The 22747-nt window shown below is 68.2% G+C and carries 28 protein-coding genes; 12 read left to right on the top strand and 16 right to left on the bottom strand.

All coding sequences use genetic code 11. From position 1 onward, the window contains the following. Positions 1-8: 8 nt before the first annotated feature. Together P9A17_RS01925 and fgd are read right to left on the bottom strand one after the other, a co-directional pair. Positions 9-989, bottom strand: a complete 981-nt coding sequence (locus P9A17_RS01925; protein ID WP_278036906.1) for an endonuclease/exonuclease/phosphatase family protein — start codon at positions 987-989, stop codon at positions 9-11. A gap of 18 nt (positions 990-1007) precedes the next feature. Then, complete coding sequence (gene fgd, locus P9A17_RS01920) at positions 1008-2018, bottom strand: glucose-6-phosphate dehydrogenase (coenzyme-F420) (RefSeq protein WP_278036905.1); 1011 nt, start codon at positions 2016-2018, stop codon at positions 1008-1010. A 23-nt stretch (positions 2019-2041) separates the two neighbouring features. Here fgd and P9A17_RS01915 point away from each other — a divergent pair, with 23 nt between their 5' ends. After that, a complete protein-coding gene (locus P9A17_RS01915) occupies positions 2042-2776 on the top strand; it encodes an MBL fold metallo-hydrolase (RefSeq protein WP_278036904.1) in 735 nt (244 codons plus the stop codon). On the opposite strand, the gene P9A17_RS01910 is transcribed toward P9A17_RS01915, so the two are convergent. The 7 genes from P9A17_RS01910 to P9A17_RS01880 are packed head-to-tail and all read right to left on the bottom strand — an operon-like array spanning position 2768 to position 7098. Then, the gene (locus P9A17_RS01910) at positions 2768-3058 is read right to left on the bottom strand and encodes a hypothetical protein (RefSeq protein ID WP_278036903.1); all 291 of its coding nucleotides are present in this window, start codon (positions 3056-3058) and stop codon (positions 2768-2770) included. The two genes, P9A17_RS01915 and P9A17_RS01910, sit on opposite strands and share 9 nt — an antisense overlap. A 10-nt stretch (positions 3059-3068) precedes the next feature. Next, positions 3069-3698 carry an LLM class flavin-dependent oxidoreductase gene (locus tag P9A17_RS01905; protein ID WP_278036902.1) on the bottom strand — a complete coding sequence of 210 codons (630 nt, stop codon included), beginning with the start codon at positions 3696-3698 and terminating at the stop codon, positions 3069-3071. Positions 3699-3730: 32 nt separating this feature from the next. Beyond that, positions 3731-4852, bottom strand: a complete 1122-nt coding sequence (locus tag P9A17_RS01900; protein WP_278036901.1) for an LLM class flavin-dependent oxidoreductase — start codon at positions 4850-4852, stop codon at positions 3731-3733. Next, positions 4849-5787, bottom strand: a complete 939-nt coding sequence (locus P9A17_RS01895; protein ID WP_278036900.1) for an LLM class flavin-dependent oxidoreductase — start codon at positions 5785-5787, stop codon at positions 4849-4851. Before P9A17_RS01895 ends, P9A17_RS01900 begins: the two co-directional genes overlap by 4 nt. Continuing rightward, the gene (locus P9A17_RS01890; protein ID WP_278036899.1) at positions 5784-6278 is read right to left on the bottom strand and encodes a GNAT family N-acetyltransferase; all 495 of its coding nucleotides are present in this window, start codon (positions 6276-6278) and stop codon (positions 5784-5786) included. The genes P9A17_RS01895 and P9A17_RS01890 overlap by 4 nt, the downstream gene beginning before the upstream one ends. Positions 6279-6325: 47 nt before the next feature. Beyond that, a complete protein-coding gene (locus tag P9A17_RS01885) occupies positions 6326-6772 on the bottom strand; it encodes an SRPBCC domain-containing protein (protein ID WP_278036898.1) in 447 nt (148 codons plus the stop codon). Then, complete coding sequence (locus tag P9A17_RS01880; protein WP_278036897.1) at positions 6769-7098, bottom strand: metalloregulator ArsR/SmtB family transcription factor; 330 nt, start codon at positions 7096-7098, stop codon at positions 6769-6771. The genes P9A17_RS01885 and P9A17_RS01880 overlap by 4 nt, the downstream gene beginning before the upstream one ends. 77 nt (positions 7099-7175) lie before the next feature. Between P9A17_RS01880 and P9A17_RS01875 the strand changes: the two genes are divergently transcribed. The 4 genes from P9A17_RS01875 to P9A17_RS01860 are packed head-to-tail and all read left to right on the top strand — an operon-like array spanning position 7176 to position 10153. Further along, complete coding sequence (locus P9A17_RS01875; protein WP_278036896.1) at positions 7176-7898, top strand: DUF899 domain-containing protein; 723 nt, start codon at positions 7176-7178, stop codon at positions 7896-7898. Beyond that, a complete protein-coding gene (locus P9A17_RS01870) occupies positions 7885-8529 on the top strand; it encodes a maleylpyruvate isomerase N-terminal domain-containing protein (protein ID WP_278036895.1) in 645 nt (214 codons plus the stop codon). The genes P9A17_RS01875 and P9A17_RS01870 overlap by 14 nt, the downstream gene beginning before the upstream one ends. After that, positions 8526-9263, top strand: coding sequence for a DUF899 family protein (locus P9A17_RS01865; RefSeq protein WP_278036894.1), 738 nt, complete (start codon positions 8526-8528; stop codon positions 9261-9263). Before P9A17_RS01870 ends, P9A17_RS01865 begins: the two co-directional genes overlap by 4 nt. A gap of 20 nt (positions 9264-9283) precedes the next feature. Then, positions 9284-10153: an SDR family oxidoreductase gene (locus P9A17_RS01860; RefSeq protein ID WP_278036893.1), complete on the top strand. Its 870-nt coding sequence runs from the start codon at positions 9284-9286 to the stop codon at positions 10151-10153. Here the strand turns inward: P9A17_RS01860 and P9A17_RS01855 are convergent, their stop codons facing one another. Genes P9A17_RS01855 through purT form a run of 5 tightly spaced genes read right to left on the bottom strand, consistent with a single transcriptional unit; the run spans position 10154 to position 13815 of the window. Further along, a complete protein-coding gene (locus P9A17_RS01855; RefSeq protein ID WP_278036892.1) occupies positions 10154-10597 on the bottom strand; it encodes a hypothetical protein in 444 nt (147 codons plus the stop codon). Beyond that, on the bottom strand, positions 10598-11821 hold the full coding sequence (locus P9A17_RS01850) for an O-succinylhomoserine sulfhydrylase (protein WP_278036891.1): 1224 nt from the start codon (positions 11819-11821) through the stop codon (positions 10598-10600). Next, positions 11818-12231, bottom strand: a complete 414-nt coding sequence (locus P9A17_RS01845; RefSeq protein WP_278036890.1) for a rhodanese-like domain-containing protein — start codon at positions 12229-12231, stop codon at positions 11818-11820. Before P9A17_RS01845 ends, P9A17_RS01850 begins: the two co-directional genes overlap by 4 nt. Before the next feature lie 19 nt (positions 12232-12250). Further along, entirely contained in the window at positions 12251-12694 is a 444-nt protein-coding gene (locus P9A17_RS01840; RefSeq protein WP_278036889.1) for a lumazine-binding protein, read from the bottom strand. Continuing rightward, entirely contained in the window at positions 12691-13815 is a 1125-nt protein-coding gene (gene purT / locus P9A17_RS01835) for a formate-dependent phosphoribosylglycinamide formyltransferase (protein WP_278036888.1), read from the bottom strand. The genes P9A17_RS01840 and purT overlap by 4 nt, the downstream gene beginning before the upstream one ends. 39 nt (positions 13816-13854) lie before the next feature. Between purT and P9A17_RS01830 the strand changes: the two genes are divergently transcribed. Genes P9A17_RS01830 through P9A17_RS01820 form a run of 3 tightly spaced genes read left to right on the top strand, consistent with a single transcriptional unit; the run spans position 13855 to position 17352 of the window. Further along, positions 13855-15441 carry a Na+/H+ antiporter gene (locus P9A17_RS01830; protein ID WP_278036887.1) on the top strand — a complete coding sequence of 529 codons (1587 nt, stop codon included), beginning with the start codon at positions 13855-13857 and terminating at the stop codon, positions 15439-15441. A gap of 60 nt (positions 15442-15501) precedes the next feature. Continuing rightward, positions 15502-16395: a helix-turn-helix transcriptional regulator gene (locus P9A17_RS01825; protein ID WP_278036886.1), complete on the top strand. Its 894-nt coding sequence runs from the start codon at positions 15502-15504 to the stop codon at positions 16393-16395. A 21-nt stretch (positions 16396-16416) separates the two neighbouring features. Continuing rightward, positions 16417-17352: an SDR family oxidoreductase gene (locus tag P9A17_RS01820; RefSeq protein ID WP_278036885.1), complete on the top strand. Its 936-nt coding sequence runs from the start codon at positions 16417-16419 to the stop codon at positions 17350-17352. Here P9A17_RS01820 and P9A17_RS01815 read toward each other — a convergent pair. Next, entirely contained in the window at positions 17330-17806 is a 477-nt protein-coding gene (locus P9A17_RS01815; protein WP_278036884.1) for a MarR family transcriptional regulator, read from the bottom strand. The genes P9A17_RS01820 and P9A17_RS01815 overlap by 23 nt on opposite strands. 62 nt (positions 17807-17868) lie before the next feature. Between P9A17_RS01815 and P9A17_RS01810 the strand changes: the two genes are divergently transcribed. The 4 genes from P9A17_RS01810 to P9A17_RS01795 are packed head-to-tail and all read left to right on the top strand — an operon-like array spanning position 17869 to position 22095. Next, positions 17869-19917 carry an efflux RND transporter permease subunit gene (locus P9A17_RS01810; protein ID WP_278036883.1) on the top strand — a complete coding sequence of 683 codons (2049 nt, stop codon included), beginning with the start codon at positions 17869-17871 and terminating at the stop codon, positions 19915-19917. After that, positions 19868-20674: an alpha/beta fold hydrolase gene (locus P9A17_RS01805; protein ID WP_278036882.1), complete on the top strand. Its 807-nt coding sequence runs from the start codon at positions 19868-19870 to the stop codon at positions 20672-20674. The genes P9A17_RS01810 and P9A17_RS01805 overlap by 50 nt, the downstream gene beginning before the upstream one ends. A 9-nt stretch (positions 20675-20683) precedes the next feature. After that, positions 20684-21901: a cytochrome P450 gene (locus tag P9A17_RS01800; protein WP_278036881.1), complete on the top strand. Its 1218-nt coding sequence runs from the start codon at positions 20684-20686 to the stop codon at positions 21899-21901. Continuing rightward, entirely contained in the window at positions 21898-22095 is a 198-nt protein-coding gene (locus P9A17_RS01795) for a ferredoxin (RefSeq protein ID WP_278036880.1), read from the top strand. Before P9A17_RS01800 ends, P9A17_RS01795 begins: the two co-directional genes overlap by 4 nt. Here the strand turns inward: P9A17_RS01795 and P9A17_RS01790 are convergent. After that, positions 22052-22735 (bottom strand): hypothetical protein, encoded by a 684-nt coding sequence (locus P9A17_RS01790; protein WP_278036879.1) that lies wholly within the window; start codon positions 22733-22735, stop codon positions 22052-22054. The two genes, P9A17_RS01795 and P9A17_RS01790, sit on opposite strands and share 44 nt — an antisense overlap. Positions 22736-22747 lie beyond the last annotated feature (12 nt).

Here is a 22747-nt window from a genome sequence, read left to right as displayed (position 1 = left end):
GCCTGCCGTCAACTCGCGGTCATGTCCACCGGCACGCTCAACGTGGCGAGCAGCCCACGGTGGTCGGCACCCGGTACCACCACCGTGCCGGCGGCTGACGCCGTGCAGTTCTTGGTGAGGATGTGATCGATCCCGATCAGCGGCGGCCGGTAACCGCGGCCGGGATAGGAGCGGGTCAGCCCGGCGCGCGCGTCGACGCCCGCGTCGCCGTAGCCGGGCTCCAGCAGGCTCCGGAACGGCGCCATCTCGTAGGTGGCGTTGAAGTCGCCTGCGACGATCACGGCACCCGCGCCCGCGCTGCGACCGATCTCACGCAGCGTCTCGGGGAACAACGCGATGTCCGAACGCCACGCATCGATCGGCATCGGCCACGGCGCGGCCAGGTGCACCGACAGCACGGTGGCGTCGACACGGACGCCAGGGATCCTGATGCGCGTCCCGATCATCGGCATCGCGTACCCGTCGATGCTCCCGGAGTGCACGATCGGATACCGGCTCCAGATGCCGATGCCCGACGCCATCGGCGCGGGCACGATGACCCGGTGCGGAAAGACGGTGTCCATCCCGGCCGCCGAGAGCCCGTCAGCGGCCTCCTGCGTCATCTCCTGGACGGCGACCAGATCGGCGGTATTACCCGCAAGCGCGACGAACGCCGTCGGATCCGCTTGTCCCATACCGAGGTTGGCGGTGAGCACCCGCACATCGACCGCGGCCGCCGCCGCCTGCTGTGCGCCGCCGAGAACCGGGTAGCGCGGCAGGTACACCCACAGCAGTGCCACCGTCACGGCGACCGCGACCAGGGCCAGCGCCCAGCGCCTGCCGAGCACGAACAGCAGCATCGCGGCCGGCGCGGCGACGGTCAGGTAGGGCGCCGCCGCGGCCAGGATCAGCGTGGGATGCCCGGCGATGGGCAGGTACCGGCCTGCGAATCCCGTCACCGCGACGGCCAGGGCACCCAAGCCCGTCACCGTCGCGAGAAGGCGGATCATCTCGCGGTGCCCGGCGCGTCAGCCGAGCTTGCGCAGCCTCGGTTCCAGGTCGCGCTGGAACAGTTCCAGGAAGCGGCGCTGGTCGTGCCCGGGGGCGTGGAAGACGAGGTGGTTGAGGCCCCAGTCGACGTAATCCTTGACCTTGGCGACGGCCTCGTCGGGGTCCGACGCGACGATCCAGCGCTTGGCGACCTGCTCGATCGGCAGTTCATCGGCCGCCTTCTCCATCTCGAGCGGATCGTGGATGTTGGTCTTCTGTTCGGCGGTCAGCGACAGCGGCGCCCAGAACCGGGTGTTCTCCAGCGCGGCTTCGGGATCGGTGTCATAGGAGATCTTGATCTCGATCATCCGGTCGACGTCGTCGGGATTCTTGCCTGCCGCCTCGGCGCCTTCGCGCATCGCGGGGATGAGCTTGTCCTTGTAGAGCTCTTCGCCCTTGCCGGACGTGCAGATGAAGCCGTCACCTGCGCGGCCGGCGTACTTGGCGACCTGGGGCCCGCCCGCGGCGATGTAGATCGGGATGCCGCCCTCGGGGACGTCGTAGATGGAGGCGCCCTTGGTCTTGTAGTAGTCGCCCTCGAAGTCGACGCGGTCGCCGAGCCACAGTTCGCGCATCAACCGCACCGACTCGCGCAGACGCGCGTAGCGCTCCTTGAACTCGGGCCACTCGCCTTCGTAGCCGGTGGCGATCTCGTTGAGCGACTCACCAGTGCCGACGCCGAGGAAGATGCGGTCAGGGTAGAGGCAGCCCATCGTCGCGAATGCCTGGGCGATGACGGCCGGGTTGTAACGGAAGGTCGGGGTCAGCACCGAGGTGCCCAGCTGCAGGCGCTTGGTGCGCTCGCCGACAGCAGTCATCCAGGCCAGCGAGAACGGGGCGTGGCCACCCTCGTGCCGCCAGGGCTGGAAGTGATCGCTGACGGTGGCGCTGTCCATGCCGTGTTCTTCGGCGGCGACGGCGAGTTCGACGAGTTCGCGGGGCGCGAACTGCTCCGCCGACGCCTTGTAGCCCAGTTTCAGTTCAGCCATAGATATGTTTCTACACTCGCCTCATGGCACCGGTTCTGACGGCCGTCACCGATCACGTCCACTTCGCCCAGACGGACCTGGTGAATTGGACGCTGGTCGCCGACGGGAACGGCGTGATCCTGATCGACGCGGGCTTTCCCGGCAGCCGCGACGACGTCCTCGGCTCGTTGCGCAGCCTCGGGTTCGCGGCATCCGACCTTCGCGCAATTCTGTTGACCCACGCCCACATCGACCATTTCGGGACGGCCATCTGGTTCGCCGCCGAACACGGCACGCCGGTCTACTGCCACGCCGACGAGGTCGGCCACTCCAAACGCGAATATCTCGAACAGGCGTCCCCGGTGGCCGTCGCCATGCACGCCTGGCAACCCAAGTGGCTGAAGTGGTCGGTGTCGATCATGCGCCACGGTGCGCTGACGCACGCCGGGATTCCGACGACCGCGCCGTTGAGCGCCGACGTGGCGGCGGCACTGCCGGGTAGGCCGACCATCGTCCCGACGCCGGGGCACACGGGCGGGCACTGCTCCTATCTCGTGGACGGTGTGCTCGTCAGCGGCGATGCGCTGGTGACCGATCACCCCGTCGCGCCGCGGCGTGGGCCGCAGTTGTTGCCGTCGGTGTTCAACCACGACGAGGCGGCATGCGTGCGCAGCCTGGAGGCGCTGGCGATGCTCGACACCGAGGTCCTGCTGCCCGGGCACGGTCCGGTGTGGCGCGGACCGGTCAGGGAGGCAGCTAGAGCAGCCGCGTCACGTTAGCGTCTGATAGCCCAGCAGGAAGATCGCGGTCAGGGCGAGGCCGCAGGCGACGACGATCGACGGCATCAGGATCATCGCGTCGAGCTCGTCGTCGTCGAGCATGTCGTCCTCGAAGCGACCGAACAACACCCTGGCGATGCCGGTGCGGCGGAACGCGTGCACGATACCGCGCACCGCTTTGGTGTCGCGCCTGCTGCCGATGTAGAGGCGGGAGACGCCGCCGAACACGAATGTCAGTGCGGCAGCGGCCAGCAACAACCAACCCACGGTCGCTTGCGACACATCGGCAAGCTTATAACCCCAAGTGGGCCCGCAGCGTGTCGCCGGCGTACTCGGTGCGGAATCTTTCCCGCCGCTGCAGCAGCGGGACGGCGGTGTCGACGAACCCGTCGAGATCTGCCGGCGCCAGCACGAAGCCGGCGTGCTCGTCCCGGTCGACCTCGTCGGGTGTTGCGGTGCCGGCTTCGAGGAACGAAAAGCCGCGCACCAGAACGGGATGTCCCTGCGGCCGCGCCGGCAGGGTGGCGACGCCCCGAACGTCGAACCGGGGCCCGCGGTGTTCGAACACCTGGATGCGATCGGAGTCGACGTAGCGACCGCTGTCGCGATCGGCGACGACGGCGCCGGGCGCCCAGCTGTCCCAGAACCCGGTCACCACGGCGACGAACTCCGCCTCGAGCCCGCTGGACACCATCCAGCCGGCCCTCCCTTCGGAAAGGTGGTCGAGGGTGGCCAGTCGGCGTGCGACGTCGAACGGCGCGCTGCCGGTCGTGTCGACCGCCGCCACCAGCCCGATGCTGTTCGTGATAGCGGCCAGAGCGGCCAGCACGGCGAAGTCATCGGCGACGACGAAGTCGAACAGCCCGCGTTCGGCGGTGCTCGTCACTCGCGCAGCCGCGTCGAAACCTGCCGGCGTCTGCACGCCGAGGTGAATCTGACTGTGAGACCTTCCTGTCAACGCGCGATCCCCCAGCGTTGCGCGATCAGTCGATGGGAATTCAGACGGTCGGCATGGTCGTGGGTGACCGATGTGACGACCAGTTCGTCGGCGCCGGTGACCCGCCGCAGATTGTCCAGTCCGTGCGCGACTTCGTCGGGGTCCCCGACGAATTGCGTTGCGGTGCGGTCCTTCACGAGAGCGGCCTGCTCGGGCGTCAAGGGCGTCACGGTTTCGGGGTCCGGGTAGGGCACGGCACCATCGCCCGCGCGGATCGCGTACACCCAATGTCCGTAGCTGGATGCCAGATGCTTGGCGGTCCTGCTGTCGGCGGCGACGACCACGTCGGCGGATACCACGACGTGGGGTTCGGAAAGCGCTGCCGAGGGCCGGAATTCGGATCGGTAGACGTCGATCGCGTCGAGTGCGGTCGCCGGGGTGATGTGATAGCTCGCGACAAACGGCAGTCCGTTCGCCCCGGCCACCCGCGCGCTCTGCCCCTTGCTGCTGCCGAAGACCCACGGGGTCAGCGCTGCACCTTCCCCGGGTACCGCGTGCGCGTCGACGCCGTCGATGTCATAGGTGCCGGCGATCATCGCCAGGATGTCGGAGACTTGCTCGCCGAAATCCGGTGCCACTGCTTCGGGTTGCTGCAGCACCGACATCTTGGCCTTCAGCCGCGGGTTGCGCATGAGCACGGTGATGTCGAACGGTGGCGGGACCACGACGCCGTCCACCTCGCGCCACGGCGGAATGGGTTTGGGCTCGCGCTTGCGCTCCCCCTCCTTCTGAGCTTCCCGGCGGCGCTGACCGGAGCGCCCGACGCCCAGATCGATGCGGCCGGGATGGAAGGCGTCCAGCATGCCGAAGCTCTCCACGACGGCGACGGCGGTGGTCTGGCCCAGCTGGACCGCGGCCGCGCCGACGCGAATCGTGCTGGTGGAAGCGGCGATCTGACCGATCAGCACGGCCGGTGATGAACTGGCCACCGAGACGAAGTGGTGCTCGGCGACCCAGAACCGTCGGTATCCCCAGTTCTCGGCGTGTTGGGCGAGGTCCACGGTGTTGCGCAGCGCAGTGGCGGGATCCGACCCTGCGGGCACCGGGGACAGGTCGAGGATGGACAGCGGGACGGTCATGGGGTCCTCTCCAATCCGAGCCCAAGGCCGAGTCGCTGACGTAGCGTCTCACCCGGGTCGTAGTTGGTGCGGAAGCCGTTGTCGCGCTGGAGTAGTGGGACGACCTCGTCGACGATGACGGGAAGGTCCGCCGCGGCCACCGCGGGCCGCAGCCGCACGCCGGCAAGCCCGAGCTCATGCCAGCGGCTGATCTTCTCGGCGAGTTCGTTCGGTGTGCCGTCGAAGACTTCGGCGTCGGAGCGTTTGTCGACCACACCCCCGAAGGTGACGTAGATGTCGGCGTACACCTGCAGATGCCGGCCACCGGCGTCGGCCACCTCGGCGAGGATCGAACCCACCGCTTCGTCACCTTTCGGCGTGATGAACACGAGATCTGCACTGTCGGAGGCGAATTCGTAGACACCGAGGTTGTGGGCCAGCGCGGTGACGACAGGTGGACCGCCGGGGCTGTCCCAGCTCTCGCGTACCGCGGCGACGGTGTTCGCGGCGTCAGCGAACAGATCGGCTGCGTGTTCTTGCCGGCCAAATAAAGCGGCTTCGTGCGGGGCGCTGCTGATCCTCACCTGCCAGCCCGCACGCCCCTTCGAGACGTCATGGAGCGCGGCAAGGGATTTCACGATGCAGGACGGCTGGGCGTGCGTGGCGATCACCACCGGGATCAGACCGATATGGCGGGTGGCCGGCGCGACGTGCGCGGCGAGCAGCACGGCGTCGGGACGTCCCGCCAGCCAGCGCGGTTCGATGTCGGGCCGCCGCCTGCGCTGCGGGCTCAGCGAGTCGTCGAACGTCACGAAGTCGAGCAGTCCCCGCTCGGCGGTCGCCACGAGGTCCGACCAGTAGCGGCCGCCGGCCACCGGAAGCGCATCGGCCTGCCGCCACGCTTCGGGATGCCATCCGTAGCCTTCCAGCGCGACCCCGACGTGAAGACCGGTCATGGCAGCACCTTCAGGAAGGCGATCGGGTAGACCTCTCCCTCGGCGGGCAGCGGATCGTCGAGACGGGTGTAACCCATCGACTGGTACAACGCCTCGGCCTCGGGCTGGCGGTCACCGGTTGTCAGGTAGATCCGCGTGTAGCCCAGCGCGGTGATGTCGGCTTCCAGGCGGGCCACCAGCGCGCGGCCGTACCCGCGACGCCGATGCCCGCTGTCGGTCCAGATCCGCTTGAGTTCGGCCGTGGTGTCGTCGAACCGGCGGAAGGCGCCGCCGGTGACCGGCCTGTCGTCGAGCAACCCCACCACCAATCCGCCACCGGGCGCCGCGAATTCGTCGGCCGGATAACCACGCAGCCACGCATGCACCCGGTCGCGCTGTCCGCCGTAGCGGTCGGCGTACTCGACCGCGAGCTCGTCGATCAGCGGCGCGGCCAGCGGATCGTCCTGACCGACCGCCACGAAGCGCAACTCGCCGACTGCTGAAACGGACATCACCTACATGTTTAACGCAGGTGCGCCCTTGGCATTTCCGGGGCGGCTCATTTGCTCACCGTGATCCGATGTCGGAGCTGATCCGCGGTGAGCGACCAACCGTGATCGTGGTCGTCGAAGGCCTCCGCCGGGAGCAGCGAATGCTCGATCGACATCAGCGTCTCATCGTCACCATGTGGCTCGAACCCGACCTCGACGATGCTCTGCACCGTCGGGTCCGACCAGCCGGAGTGACTCCAGGTGAACCGCAGCCGGTTCGGCCGGTCGATGTCGAGGAACTGGCCGGTGATCAGCACGATCGGGCTGTTGTCGCCGTCATCGACGTCGAACCGGACCCGGCCGCCCACGTGTGGCTCGATCGTGATCGCGACGCATCGCGACGGACGCGGGCACATCCATTCCGCGAGCGCCTCGGGGTCCAGCCATTCGTCGAACACCACCGCGGGCGTCGCCGGCATCACCCTCCGCACGCGCACCACCGGTTCGTCGGTCATCGCTCGCGCGCCTTCTTGCGCAGCCGCTCCGACAGTGCGTCAGCGCGGCTCGACCAGAACTCGGTCTGCTCACCGATCCACCGCTGAGCTTCGGAGAGGCCGTCGGGTTGCAACGACAACCAGTGCTCACGTCCGCGCACCTCGCGTCGCACCAAGCCCGCGGATTCGAGCACGCCGATGTGCCGAGACACTCCCGCGAAGGTCATCGGAAGCGGCGCAGCCAGGTCGGTGATGCGGGCGTCCCCCGAGCGCAGGGTTTCCAGCAGCCCGCGGCGGGTGGGATCAGCGAGGGCCGCGTAGGCACGGTCGAGCAGATCTTCAACCATTCTGTTGACTATAACCGCGGTGCGTGTTCTGCTGGAGAACAGATATTCAACGAGTTTGTTTAACGATTGGATTGCCCGTGGAAACGCCTCACATCGTTTCGGCGCAGGACTGGAACGCCGCACTGACCGAGATGCTGGTCAAGGAGAAGGAGTTCACCAAGGCGCGCGATGCCATGGCCGCGCTGCGCCGACGGATGCCGTGGACCCCTGTGGAACGCGAGTACCGATTCGACGGACCCGACGGCCAGGTCTCGCTGCTCGACCTGTTCGCAGGCCTGCGTCAGCTCATCGTGTACCGGGCGTTCATGGATCCGGGGGTGAGCGGGTGGCCCGAGCACGGCTGCGTGGGCTGTTCCCTGATGGCCGATCACATTCCGAACCTGTCGCACCTCAACGCCCGCGACACGACGCTCGTCTACACCTCGCGCGCGCCGCAGTCCGACATCGCGCGGTTGAAACTCCAGATGGGGTGGCAACACCCTTGGTACACAATGCTTCCCGGAGAGCACGGCTGGTTTGACGTCGATTTCGGCGTCGACGAGTGGCACGGCACCAACGCCTTCATCCGGCAGGACGATCAGATCTTCCGCACCTACTTCGTCGACGCGCGCGGCGACGAGGCGTTCGTCAACACGTGGAACTTCCTCGACATCACGGCACTCGGCCGCCAGGAGACGTGGGAAGACTCTCCCGACGGTCACCCACAGACGGCGCCGTATCAGTGGTGGCGCCACAGTGATTCCTACGAGGATTCGCACGAAACGGCCGCATCGTGCGGAGGCTGCCATGCTGGCCAATGACCTCTACCAGGAGACCACGGTGCGGGTCATGGGACTTCTGACGGAGCCCAGTGGGTGGGACCAACCCGTCGCCGCCTGCCCCGGGTGGACCGTGCGGAACGTCGTCGCCCACATGGCGGCGGTCGCCTCGGACTGGGCCGACGGGTCACTGTCGGGCGCACCGAGCGACGACGAAACCGCTGAGCACGTCGCCAGATTCGCCGGCCGGGACAACGGTGAGGTCCTCGCGGCGTGGTCGGAAGCGGCCGAACGCCTTGCGGTACTGGCGAAGTCGTCCGGACTGGAGCCGCCCGCCGGCGACGTCGCGTGTCACGAGCACGACATCCGCAGCGCCATCGGACGACCGGGTGCGCGGGACGCGGCGTCGGTCCGCTGGACAGCGGACAAGTTGCTCACGATGCTGGAGACCCCGGAGCCGCTGCAGATCGTCACCGAGGACGCGCAGTATCGCAGTGGTCCACCCGGTGGAACCGAATTGGTACTCCGCACAACGCACTTCGAGGCTCTCCGGTGGCGGACGGGGCGGCGCAGCCGTGCGCAACTGGCGGCGATGGATTGGTCGGATGACCCGGCACCGGTGCTCGAGCATCTGTATCTGTTCGGCCCCGCGGCGGAGGACGTCGTCGAATGACCGCGCTGCCACCCATCGTCGACCGCGCCACCTTCGAGGCCGGTGTGGCCGCCCTGCGTGTCCGGGAGAAGGCGCACACCCGTGAAGGCGATGCCATCGCGGCGGCCCGCAGGCGTCTGCCGATGGTGGAGGTCGACGCCGGCCTTGAGCTGACCGGGCCCGGCGGGCCGGTGACGCTCCTCGATGCGTTCGAGGGGCGCGCTCAACTGCTCGCCTACTACTCCATGTGGCACGCCGGTCACCCCGCGCCCGAGCAGTGCGAGGGCTGCACCTGGGTCACCACGCAGGTCGCTGAACTGTCCTACCTGCATTCGCGTGACATCACCTACGCGGTGTTCTGTCAGGGCCCCTATCCGGAGAGTGCCAGGTATCGGGAGTTCATGGGGTGGGACGTGCCCTGGTACTCGGCGCTGCCGTCGCTCGGTCGACTGCTCGTCGGCCGCACCGTCGGCATGATGCACATCGTCGGCTACGTGCGCGACGGAGACCGCGTGTTCGAGACGTATTGGACGACCCTGCGCGGCGTCGAAGCCATGGACTACAGCCTCGCCCTGATGGACCTCACCGTGTACGGACGCCAGGAGCCGTGGGAGGACTCCCCGGCCGGATGGCCGCAGTCCTGGCAGGTCGACGGCTCGAACACCCGGGTCGACGGGCGCCCAGCCGCCCAGTGGTCACGCCTGGCCGCGGGCCGCTCCGACGACCTCACGACGCCCCTTTCCCGAGAAAGTTGACACGTGTAAAGTTCGGCCGCATGGACAACATCCGTGGCAAGACCATCGCCATCACCGGAGCTGCGCGGGGTATCGGATACGCAACCGCGGAAGCCCTTCTGAGGCAGGGCGCGCGCGTCGTGATCGGTGACCGTGACGTGGCACTTCAGGAGTCGTCGGTCGCCAAGCTGACCAACCTCGGCCCCGTCTCGGGCTATCCGCTCGACGTCACCGACCGCGAGTCGTTCGCGACCTTCCTCGACAAGGCCCGCACCGACGGCGGCGGCCACATCGACGTGCTCATCAACAACGCCGGCGTCATGCCCGTCGGACCGTTCCTCGACGAGACCGAGCAGTCCGTCCGGTCATCGCTGGAGGTCAACGTCTACGGCGTGCTCACCGGCTGCCAGCTCGCCCTCCCGGACATGGTGAAACGCCGCAGCGGCCACATCATCAACATCGCCTCGCTGTCGGGTCTGATCCCGCTGCCCGGGCAGGTCGTCTACGTCGGCGCCAAGTACGCCGTCGTGGGCCTGTCCACCGCGCTCGCCGACGAGATGGCACCGCACGGCGTCACCGTCTCGGTGGTCATGCCGCCGTTCACCAACACCGAGCTCATCTCGGGCACCAAATCCTCCGGCGCGATCAAGCCCGTGGAACCGGAAGAGATCGCCGCGGCGATCGTCAAGACACTGAACAAGCCGAAGACCCATGTCGCGGTGCCGCCACCGCTGCGGTTCACCGCCCAGGCCGCGCAGATGCTGCCGCCCAAGGGACGTCGCTGGCTGAACAAGAAGCTCGGCCTGTCCGATGTGTTCCTGACGTTCGACGCCGCCAAGCGTAAGAGCTACGAGGATCGTGCCCGCGCAGCCCAAGGTGTGATCGAAGGGTCCGGCGCGCCGAAACTGTAACTACGCAGGGAAAGTGCGAGAAGGGTCCTGCGTAGCTTCAGCCTCGGCGAAGTCAGGGAGGGTCCCGCCCATGCGGTAGGCCTCGATCGCGTCGAGGTGCTCGAACAGCTCGTCGAGGTTGAACTGGTAGTCGTCGTCGGTGCCGACGAACACGACGTGCGCGATCTCGCCGCCTTCGTCGGGAGTCAACAGGATGACGGTCACATTGACGGTTTCCGTGTCGGCGACGTCAGCTTCCGACGGTGGCCAATACCAGACCGCACCGGTTTCGTCGTCGACCTCTTCGGAGAACTCCCAGCCGCGCTCGGTCAGCCGCGCGTCGAAATCCTCGAGCTCCAAAGCCTTTTCGAGCTCGTCGAGGACGCCCGCCGGTAACCAAGCCGCATCGCGCGCCGACTGCCGCTTCTTGCGGCGTGCCTTCTTCTTGTCCGATGCGCGCGACACTCAGCTCAGCGCCCGGTCCAGATCCGAGATCAGATCCTCGGTCCCCTCCAGGCCGACCGAGACGCGGACGACGCCGTCGCCGAGACCGATCGCGGCGCGCCCCTCGGGGCCCATCGCGCGGTGAGTTGTGGTGGCGGGGTGCGTGATCAACGATTTCGCGTCACCCAGGTTGTTCGAGATGTCGATGATCTGCAGTTTGTCGAGCACCTCGAACGCGCGATCTTTCGTGCCGCCCTTCAGCTCGAACGTGACCACCGTGCCACCGCCCGTCATCTGCCGCTTCGCGAGGTCGTACTGCGGATGCGATTCCAGGAACGGGTATTTCACCCAGCTCACCGACGAATGACCTTCGAGGAACTCAGCGATCCGGTGCGCCGACAAATTCTGGTGCTGCACACGCAAAGCCAGCGTCTCCAAGCCCTTCAACAGCGTCCACGCGTTGAACGGGCTCAGCGCCGGACCGGTGTGGCGCATCAGCTTCTGCACCGGCTCGTCGATGTACTCCTTGCTGCCGAGGATCGCCCCGCCCAGCACGCGACCCTGGCCGTCGATGTGTTTGGTGCCCGAGTACACGACGACATCGGCACCCAGTGGCATCCCCTGCTGCAGGATCGGCGTGGCGAAGACGTTGTCCAGCACGACCTTTGCGCCAGCGGCGTGGGCCATCTCACACACTGCGGCGATGTCGACCAGCGACTGCATCGGGTTCGACGGTGTCTCGAAGAACACCGCCTGGGTGGGCACCGAGAGTGCCTCCTCCCACTGGGAGAGGTCGTCGCCGTCGACGAACACCGTCTCGACGCCCCAGCGCGGTAGGATCTCGTTGCACACCACGAAGCACGAACCGAACAGGCTGCGCGCGGCGACCAGCCGGTCACCGGCGCCCAGCAGCGCGCCCAGCGACGTGAACACCGCCGACATACCGGTGGACGTGGCGAAGCAGGCGGGCGCACCTTCGAGCAGACGCAGCCGCTCCTCGAACATGGAGATCGTCGGGTTGCCGTAGCGCGAGTAGACGTAGCGGTCGATCTCGCCGGTGAACGACTTCTCCGCCTCTGCCGCCGAGGAGTAGACGTAGCCGGACGTCAGGTACATCGCCTCGGCGGTCTCCTCGAAGCCGGAGCGCAGCAGCCCACCGCGCACACCGATGGTGGCCTGGCTGACGCCGTCGGGAAGTGCGGCCGGGACCCGAACAGACGGAACCGAAGGAACTTCGGCGCTCATGACTGCACCCACGGGAGTCCGACGGCTTTCCAGCCGGTGCCGCCGCGATGCTTGGCGTCGTCGAGGTTGCCCTCGAAACCGTCGAGCACGTTGTAGGACGGCGCGATACCGGCCTCCGTCGCGGCCTCGGCCGCACCGATCGATCGATTACCGGAGCGACACAGGAAGACCACGGGACGCTCACCGGGGGTGACGCCGGCGGCCTTCAGGTCGTCCACGAAACCGTCATTGTGGCTGCCGTCGGTGCGGTTCCACTCGATGTAGACGACCTCGCGTCCGAGGCTCGAGGTATCGGCCACTCCGACGAATCGCCACTCGGCCTCGGTGCGACAGTCGACGAGCACCGCATCCGGTGTGTCGCTGAGCAGCTTCCAGGCCTCCTCGGGCGTGATGTCTCCGGCATAGCTCACGCTCAGAAGTCTTGCATAGCTAACTGGGACCGGTCGAACAGACCTTCCAGGCTCCGTTCTCGCGCGCGAAGGACATCTCGACCGTCTCCTTGGCGTTTTCGTCGCTCTCGAAGTAGTACGTGATGTCGGCGGTGGCCTTGTCCCCGTCGATCCTGACCCCGGCCACCCGGTCGACGAACCGGTCACCCCGGTTGGCCACCGAATCCCGTTGTCCATCCATCACTTTGGTCTCATCACCGTGCTGGGCGGCGCACGTGAACGCCTGGAAATCCTGGTAGTCCTCGCGCTGCAGCGCATCGTTCTGACCCGACGCCGCCCGCGCGATCTGCTGCTCCTCGGTGAGGTCGTCACCGGAGAAGATGTTGATCAGCCAGATTCCGATCACGACGGCGACAATGATTGTCAGCGCGCCGAGAAACGGTGCGACCGCCGGTTTGTCCGGCGCGTCCTCGCCCTCGCTCACCCCGTCACCCGGAGCCTGCGCAGCGCCGACGCCACCCGCCGGGCCCGGTCGCGCGCCACGATCGGATCGGGGGCGGTCGCGGTGGCGACGGTATCGCCGCCGGGCAGCAGACGAACGTCACTCTCGGCCACGGCCAGCGCCTCGGCCAGCACCGCACGCAGGTCGCCGGGTGCGGTGTCGTCGTCGCCCGCATAGGCGATCTCGACGGCACCGGGCGAGATCATGATCGTGTCGACGGGCAATCCGAGGATCGCGCGGGCATGCAACTCGAACTGGGACAGCCGCTGCGAGCGCAGCGTCACCATGCCGCTGTCCTGCATCCGCGGCCGGACGTCGGAGAAGTAGACCTCGTCGCCGCGCACCAAAAGCTCCACCGCGAACACACCGCGCCCGCCGAGCGAGTTGACGATGCGGGCCGCGATCGATTTCGCGGAATCCAACGCGGCAGGCGAAAGCTGTTGCGGCTGCCACGATTCCAGGGCTTCACCGGAGGTCTGGTGGTGACCGATCGGCTCGCAGAACGACACCGTCGGCCCCGCCGGGCCGGTCGTGCGCACCGTCAGCAGCGTCACCTCGACGTCGACCTCGACGACGGTTTCGGCGATCACCCGCTGCAGGCTCAGCTTGCCGCCGGCCACCGCGCTGCGCCACGCCGGCTCCACGTCCTCGGCCCGCAGCAGTACCGACTCCCCCTCGCCGGGCGCGGCGGCCACCGGTTTGACCACCAACGGAAACCCCGCGTGCTGGGCGATCGCCGTCAACTCCTCCACCGAACCGGCGAACCAGAACGGCGCGGTCGGCAGGCCGAGCTCGTCGGCAGCGAGGCGCCGCAGGCCCTCGCCGTCCAGCGAAAGGCGCGCGCTGCGGGGCGTGGGGAACACCTCGACGTCATCGCGCCCGGCGATCTCGACCAGCACATCGGTCGCGACGGAACCCACGTCGGCGACCACGTACCGCGGTTTCGTGTCCTCGATCAGCGCCGTCACGTCGGAGTGGTCGTCGACCGTGACGACGTCCGCACCCAGACGCGTGAACGCCAGCGCGAGCTCGCCACTGCGGTCGCTCGCGCCCAGCAGCATGACCACAGTCCCGGGGTCGTGCGGGGCCTCAATTGCACTCATCGATTTTCAGCCTGCCAGACCGACCGACAGAATCGGAACATGAGTGCCTCGTTGCTGGCGATCCTGGTCGTGTCGGTGCTGTTGGCCGCGGTGGCGCGCCGCTACGACCTGTCGTCTCCGCTGTTCCTCGTCCTGGCGGGGCTGGCCGTCGGCCTGATCCCGAACATTCACGACGTCGTCAGCATCGAGCTCGACCCCGAGCTGGTGCTCTACGTGCTCCTGCCGCCGCTGCTGTGGTCGGCCGGGCTGGAGAGCAGCTACGTCAGCCTGCGCGCCAACAAGCGGCCGATCGGACTTCTCGCCGTGGGGCTGCCGTTGGCGACCACCGCCGTCGTCGGATTCGTGGCCTACCAGACGGTGCCCGACCTGACGGTGGCCGCGGCGTTCGTCCTCGGCGCGATCGTCGCGCCGCCGGACGCCGTCTCGGCCAGCGCCGTCGGGCGCAGACTCGGCCTGCCCAGACGCACGATGACGCTGCTGGGTGGGGAGAGCCTCCTCAACGACGCGACAGCGCTGACCGCCTACAAGGTCGCGCTGGCTGCCGCGATCGGTGCGGCTGCCACGTGGGAGGCGGGGCTGACGACGTTCGGGCTCGCGCTGGCCGGCGGCGTGGCCGTCGGGTACGTGCTGGGCAAGATCATCGTCTACATCCGGGCCCGCCTCGACGACCCGCTCGTCGAGAGCGCGATCGGGCTAGTGGCCCCGTTCCTGGTGTACCTCGCGGCCGAGGAGATCCACGGGTCCGGCGTGCTCGCCGTCGTCGTCGCCGCGCTGATCAGCGGGCAGCGCGCCACCCGGGCCAGTTATGCCACCCGTCTGCAGGACACCGCCGTGTGGAAGGCGGTGCAACTGGTGCTCGAGTCGTTCGCGTTCCTGCTGATCGGGCTGCAGCTTCCCGTCATCATCGACGAACTGCACGGTCTGTCGTTCGCCGTGATCGTGACGTCGTCGATCGCCGTGTTCGCGGCCGTGGTCGCCGTGCGGATCGCGTGGGTGTATCCGTTCGCCTATCTGCCGCGGCTGCTGTCGGCACGCATCCGCGCCACCGAACCGGCCCCGGCGCCGGGCCAGGTCTTCATCGTCGCGTGGGCGGGCATGCGCGGGGTGGTCTCGCTGGCAGCGGCGTTCGGTGTTCCGTTGACGACCCTTTCGGGCGCCGATTTCCCCGGACGGCCCCACATCATCTTCCTGACGTTCGTCGTCGTGATCGGGACGCTGCTGCTGCACGGTCTGACCCTGCCGTGGGTGATCCGCAGGCTGGACGGGCAGGGTGCGCAGGAACGCGCGGACGCGCTGGCGGCAGCGACGGCCAAGGAGACGGCGGCCCGCGCGGCGGCACAGCGCCTCGACGAACTGATGTCGGATGGGTCCACCGAGGTGGACGACCGCGCCGCCGACGTGTTGCGGGCGTGGAACCACCGGCGAGGCACGGCGGCACGGGAACAGATCGACGGCGACGGCGCCGAATCGCCGATGGGCGTGTTCCGGAACCTGCGATTGGAGATGCTGGCCGCCGAGCGCGCCGCGTTCATCGCCGAACGCGACAACGGCACCATCGACGACGAGGTGCTGCGCGCCATGCTGCACGGCCTCGATCTCGAAGAGGCGACCCTGAACAGGGACTGACCGCGACCGGGGGTCCGGCGATCCCTGGATGGGCTCGCCGGCCGCAGGGACACTGGGCTGATGGACCAGGGACAGCTCGCCGATTTTCTGCGGACCCGCCGCGAAGCCCTCCGGCCCACCGACGTCGGGCTGCCCGCCGGGTCGCGCCGCAGGACCGCGGGGCTGCGCCGCGAGGAGGTCGCGGCGCTGGCGTCGATCTCGACGGATTACTACAGCCGGATGGAACAGCAACGCGCTCCGCAGCCGTCGGTCGAGGTGCTGGCATCGCTGGCGCGTGCGCTGCGGCTGTCGCTCGACGAACGCGACCACCTGTTCCGCCTCGCCGGCCACAACGCGCCGGCGCGCACTGTGTCGGGGGAAAACGTCAGCCCCGCCACCCTGCGAATACTGGACCGCCTGCAGGACACCCCGGCGCAGGTGATGACGGCGCTCGGCGAAACCCTGGTACAGACCCCCGCGGCCCGGGCCCTGCTCGGTGACGAGACAGTTCATCGGGGTTTCGCGCGCAGTGTGGTGTACCGCTGGTTCACCGACGACGAGGCCCGCGGGGTGTATCCGGTCGAAGACCATGCGGCACTGAGCCGTTCCTTCGCTGCCGGCGCCCGGATGGCCTGCGCCCGTGACGGGGCCGGATCGAAGGCCGCGCGGATCGTCGACGACCTGTTGGCACGCAGCCCCGAATTCGCCGAGCTGTGGAGTCGCCACGACGTGGCGCAGCCACCGGAGTTGGAAAAGCGCATCGCGCACCCCAAGCTGGGCGTGCTCGACGTGCAGTGCCAGAGCCTGCACGACCCGGACCGGCTGCACGTCCTGCTCGTGTTCACCGCCGAGCCCGGGACGTCCAGCTACGCCAAACTGGCTGCGCTGGGCGCTGATCCGGAGTCGTATCAGCGCGACGACGTGGTATCCGGGGATCGGCGATCAGTGGATGACCGAACCCTGAATGCATTGTGACGACGCTGCCAGCGTGGGGTCATGACACGCAACGCAACAGTGGACGTCCCTGATCTGAGCGGGAGGCTGGCCGTCGTCACCGGCGGCAGCGACGGCATCGGCCTGGGGCTGGCGCACCGGCTGGCCGCGGCCGGCGCCGAGGTGGTTCTGCCGGTTCGCAACACCGACAAAGGCCGCGACGCGGTCGAGCGCATCAACGCCGCCGTGCCCGGGGCACGCGTGCGCCTCCGCCGGCTCGACCTGGCCTCCCTGCAATCGATCGCCGACCTCGCCGGCGAGCTCGTCGCCGACGGCAGACCGATCCATTTCCTGGTGAACAACGCCGGGATCATGAACCCGCCGAGCCGCCAGACCACCGCGGACGGTTTCGAATTGCAATGGGGCACCAACCATCTCGGCCATTTCGCGTTGACGCTGCAGCTGTTGCCGCTGCTGCGGGCGGGCGCCGCGCGCGTCACGACGCAATCGAGCATCGCCGCGGCGTCGCACGCGATCAATTGGGACGACCTGAACTTCGAGTCGTCCTACTCTGCGGGGAGGGCCTACAGCCAGTCGAAGATCGCCAATCTGATGTTCGGCCTTGAGCTGCACCGCCGCAGCCAGAACGCCGGGTGGGGCATCACGAGCAACGTGTCCCATCCCGGTGTCACGGCCACGAACCTGCTTGCCGCTCAACCACACATGGGCCGGTCCCGGGACACGCTGTCGGTGCGGATGATCCGGGCCACCACAAGGCTCGGCATCCTCACCCAGACGGTGGACCAGGGCCTGCTGCCCGCCCTGTACGCCGGCACGAGCCCACTGGCCGAGGGCGGAAAGTTCTACGGCCCTCGCGGTTTTCGTCATCTGTCCGGGCCGCCGGCCGAGCAGGACGTCTACCGGCCCGCCAGCGACGCCGCCGATGCGGCGCGGTTGTGGGAGGTGTCCGAACGCCTCACCGGGGTCCGAGCTCGGTGAGAAAACGTTCGATCGCCGCGCCCAGCGCGGTGAAGACACGGTGGGCGGTGGCGAGGTCGTCGTCGGTCAGATCGGCCATGGTGTCGCTGGCGTGCCCGGACAACGGGGTGAAGAAGCCTCGCGCCACACCCATGCCGTGCTCGGACACCCGCAATTTCACCTTGCGCCGGTCGGCCGGGTCGACCTCGCGCAGCAGATGGCCGGACGCGATCATCCGCTCGACGAGGTAGGTGATCGCCGCGGCCGACACCCCCATCCGCCGCCGCAACTCTCCGGCGGTCAGCGGCTCGCCGGCACTCTCGGCGACCATGACATGGAGCAAGGCGCGGAAGTCGTTGGCGGTGACGTCGTGTAACGCCGCGAACGTGTGCCCCAACTGATCGGAGGCCGCGGTCAGAGCGCGCATGTCGGCCGCCATCAACGCTTCGAGCGCGGCCCGGTCCTCACCCTGCATCCCGTCACCCTATCGGTGAACCTTCAATTGCTTAATTGTTAAACATTTGAAATGTTGGAGGTATGAGCCGCCGCTACTCCTGGGTGATCGCGCTCCTCGTCGTCCTCGTGTCCGGTGCGCTGATGGGCGTCCTCGGCGGCGGCGATTCCGCTGGGCAATCACCTGTCGCCGTGCCACCCGCCTCTGAGTCCGCACGTGCCGACGCGACCCGTGCCGAGTTCCCCGGAGGCGATCAGGTTCCGGCGATCCTGGTGGTCACCCGCACCGACGAAGCACCCCTGAGCCCGTCCGACGTCGCCGCCGTCGTTAAGGCCTTTCCCGGTCCTCCCCCGCAGGTGTCCGAGGACGGTCGGGCCGCGGTCACGGTGATCCCGCTGTCCGCGGATCTGTCGGGCTTCGACCTCACCGACACGGTGAAAGAACTGCGCGCAAAGGCCACCGATCAGCTGCCGAAGGATCTGCACGCCCAGGTGACGGGCGGCCCCGCGTTCGGTGCCGACATCGCCGACTCGTTCTCCGGCGCCAACTTCACCCTGCTGGCCGTCACCGCCGCCGTCGTGGCACTGCTGCTGATCGTCACCTACCGCTCACCGGTGCTGTGGCTCGTCCCGCTACTGGTGATCGGCTTCGCCGACCGGGTCGCCGCCGTCGTCGGCGCCGCCGTCGCGGAAGCCCTGGGGATGAGCCCCGACGGATCGACCGGCGGGATCACCAGCGTGCTCGTGTTCGGCGCAGGCACCAACTACGCGCTGCTGCTGATTTCGCGGTATCGAGAAGAGCTGGGCCGCAGCGGTTCCCACCGCGACGCGCTCGACACCGCGGTGCGGCGGGCAGGCCCGGCGATCATCGCCAGCAACGCCACGGTGGTGCTCGCGCTACTGACACTGCTGTTCGCGTCGTCGCCGAGCACCCGCAGCCTCGGCGTGCAGGCCGCGTCAGGCCTCGTCGTCGCGGCGGTGTTCGTGCTTCTCGTGCTGCCGCCCGCGCTCGGGCTGTTCGGCCGGAAACTGTTCTGGCCGTTCATCCCTACCGTCGGCGCCACCCCGCTGACCGACAGCGGCATCTGGCACCGGGTGGCCGCCGCCGTGGCGCGCAGACCCACGCAGGTGTCGATCGTCACGATCGCAGCGCTGGGGCTGCTGTGCACCGGCCTGCTCAATACACCGGTCGGCTTGTCGCAGACCGAACAGTTCCGCGTGCAGGCCGAATCGGTCAGCGGCTACGACACTCTGGCCGCACACTTCCCCAGCGGACTGACCGACCCGGCCCGGGTCATCGCATCCACCGACCGGGCTCCCGAGATCCAGCAGGCCATCACCGGCACTCCGGGCGTCGTCTCGGCGACCCCGGCAGGCACGTCGCCGAACGGCCTGAGCCAATGGTCGGTCGTCCTCGACGCCGCACCGGCCTCCGACGAGGCCTTCGAAACCATTGATGCACTGCGTGATTCGGTACATCAGGTGGACCCGGACGCCCTGGTGGGCGGTTCGGACGCCGTGGCGCGCGATTCCGCGTCCGCCGCCTCCCACGATCGCGCGGTCGTGATCCCGGCGATCCTGATCGTGGTTCTCGTGGTGCTCTACGCGCTGTTGCGCTCGGCGCTCGCGCCTTTGGTTCTGGTCGGTGTCACCGTCCTCAGCGCGCTGGCCGCGCTCGGCCTCGGCGGCTGGGCCAGCGTGCACCTGTTTGGATTCCCTGCGCTGGACAACACCGCGCCGTTGTTCGCCTTCCTGTTCCTGGTGGCGCTCGGCGTCGACTACACGATCTTCCTGGTCACCCGGGCCCGCGAGGAGACACCGGAGCACGGCACCCGCGACGGCATCGTGCGGGCGGTCTCGGCGACGGGCGCGGTCATCAGCAGTGCTGGCATCGTGCTGGCCGCGGTGTTCTGCGTGCTCGGCGTGCTTCCGCTGATCGTGCTGACGCAGGTCGGGATCATCGTCGGGCTCGGCATCCTGCTGGACACCTTCGTCGTACGCACGCTGGTGATCCCCGCACTGTTCACCCTGATCGGGCCGCGGATCTGGTGGCCCGCCCTGCAACGCGACTACGGTTCTGACCGTGGAGAACCTGCAGGTCGACACCGCTCTGGGGCGCCTTCGGGTCCGTAGCACCGGTGCAGGCGAGCCGCTCATGTTCTGGCCCAGCCTGCTGATGACCGGCGACATGTGGCGGGCCCAGGCCGATCATTTCGGCGCCGACCACCGCGTCCTGCTGATCGATCCGCCCGGCCATGGTGGCAGCGAGAAGCTCACCGCCCCTTTCACATTCGAGCAGTGCGCGCAGTGCATCGTCGACGTCATCGATGCGCTCGGCATCGAGAGGATCCACTTCGTCGGCAACTCCTGGGGAGGCATGATCGGCGGCACGTTCGCGGCGCTGCACCCCAGCCGGGCCGGTCGCACGGTGCTGATGAACTGCACCGCGGCCGCGGCCGCCACACCCCAGAAGCTGGAGTACGGACTTCTCCTGCAGATCGCCCGGCTGCTGGGGCGCATCCGCCCGCCGCTGACGCGGTCGGTGCTCAAGGCGTTCCTCGGTCCGACCACGTTCCGGGACCGCCCCGACGTCGTCGACTTCGTCCGCGCAGGAGTCGAATCCGTCGACGTCGCATCGGCGCGCTGGGCGGTGCGCAGCGTCGTCCCGAACCGTCCGGACCAACGCGCACTGCTGGCCGGCGTGACAACGCCCGTCCTGGTCGTCGCCGGCGACGAAGATGCGACGTTCCCGCTCGAGGAGACGACCGCGATGGCCGACGCCATTCCCGGTGCGCGGATGGTGGTCCTCGACGGTGTGGCCCACCTGGCCGGATTGGAGAATCCGGCATTGGTCAACGCGCTGATCGGGGACTTCGTCTTCGGCGCGTAGCGTCGAGAGATGAGTCAGGCCACCGGTGAAGCGCCGGCCGATCTGCCACCGCTGCACATGCGGCGCGAGGCGTTCGACCCCACCCCGTTGCTTCGGGACATCCGCACACACGAGGGTGTCCGGACCGTCACCAACGCGTTCGGCATGCAGGTCTACCTCGTCACCCGCTACGACGACGTCAAGACCGTCCTGTCCGACCACGCGCGCTTCTCCAACAGCAGGCCACCAGGTTTCGCCATGCCCGGGGGGCCGCCGATGGACGAGGAAGCCCAGGCCCGCGCCAGGGCGGGCAATCTCCTCGGCCTCGACCCGCCCGAGCACCAGCGGTTGCGCCGCATGCTCACGCCGGAGTTCACCCACCGGAGGATGACGCGGCTGAGGCCGAGGATCGTCGAGATCGTCGACGCGCAACTGGATGCGATGGAAACGGCAGGCCCTACGGATCTCGTGGAGCACTTCGCGCTGCCCATCCCGTCCCTGGTGATCTGCGAGCTGCTCGGGGTGCCGTACGCCGATCGCGAAGACTTCCAGAAACGCAGCGCCCGACAACTCGACCTGTCGATCCCGATCCCCGAGCGCTTCGAGCTTCAGCGCCAGGGGCGGGCCTACATGGAGGCTCTCGTGGCGGGCGCCAGGAACGCTCCGGGAGACGACATCCTCGGCATGCTGATCCGTGAGCACGGCGCCGACCTGACCGACGACGAGCTCATCGGCATCGCCGGTCTGTTGCTGCTCGCCGGCCACGAGACGACGTCGAACATGCTGGCGCTGGGAACCCTTGCGCTGCTTCGCCATCCCGATCAACTGGCCGCGGTCCGCGACGATCCCGACGCGGTGGCGCCCGCGGTGGAGGAGATGTTGCGCTGGCTGTCGATCGTGCAGACCGCGATCCCGCGCATCACCACCACCGACGTCGAACTCGCCGGCGTCGCGATCCCGCCGGGGCAGCTGGTGTTCGCGTCGCTGCCGTCGGGTAACCGTGACGCCGAATTCATCGATGCACCAGACGTTCTCGACATCACCCGTGGGGCGCCCGGTCACCTGGCGTTCGGGCACGGAGTCCATCACTGCCTCGGCGCGCCGCTGGCCCGGATGGAGATGCAGATCGCCTTCCCCGCGCTGCTGCGGCGATTCCCGGCGCTGAGGCTGGCCGAGGACTTCGCCGATGTGCAGTTCCGGGCGTTTCACTTCATCTACGGTCTGAAGAGATTGGAGGTGGCGTGGTGACGAGAGTGACTGCGGATCGCGAACTCTGCATCCAGGCCGGCAACTGCGTCATGGTGGCCCACGAGGTGTTCGATCAGGACGACGACGGCATCGTCGAGATCCTGCACGACGAGGTGACCGGCGACGAAGCCGCACACGCGGCCGAGGCGGTCAAGCTCTGTCCGGCGAGTGCTCTGAGTCTGGAAGATCGATAACCCCTGACCGCACCAGCATCAGCAGGCTGACGATCAGCACCCAGATCGGGAACGCGATCGTCATCCACCGGCTGACATCGCTGGCGATCAGCACGCACAGCGCCACCAGGTAGGTGGTGACCACCAGCCACCTCGGCATCAGCCGCGTGCGTAACCAGATGGTCGCCAGCGACATCATGAACACCGCCGCCATCCGCAGCGCGTACGTGTTCGACAACGCCATCAACAGCCCGTGACCGAATGCGGCGACCTCGGTGTGCGCCCCGGAACCGTCGAACTCCTTGGTGGCGAGCAGACCCGCGCCCACGGCCGTCGAAGCGAAGATCATCGCCAGGAACAGCAGCCCGCTGCCGAGGAACACCGTCGAGAAGAACTTGTCCTCCAGCTTCCCGAGACCGTCGCGCACCACGCCGATGAACCACAGGAACGCGATACCCGAGAACGGCATCAGCACGACAGCCACACGCAGTCGCTGACTCGACCCGTCCAGCCACTGTGAACCGAGTTCATGGCCCTCGGGCAGCGAGATCCGGATGAGAACCAGCGCGGTGCCGAACAGCAGCGCGAACAAGACGCCCGCGAACGCGGCGGCCCGCGGCGTGCTGAGCTTCCGCAGGTGCCGGTCGGCCGGATGCGTCATGGGCACATCGTG

The sequence above is a fragment of the Mycobacterium sp. 236(2023) genome (assembly GCF_029623955.1).
In the GTDB taxonomy this organism is placed as follows: domain Bacteria; phylum Actinomycetota; class Actinomycetes; order Mycobacteriales; family Mycobacteriaceae; genus Mycobacterium.
This window is presented reverse-complemented; position numbering and strand designations above follow the sequence as displayed.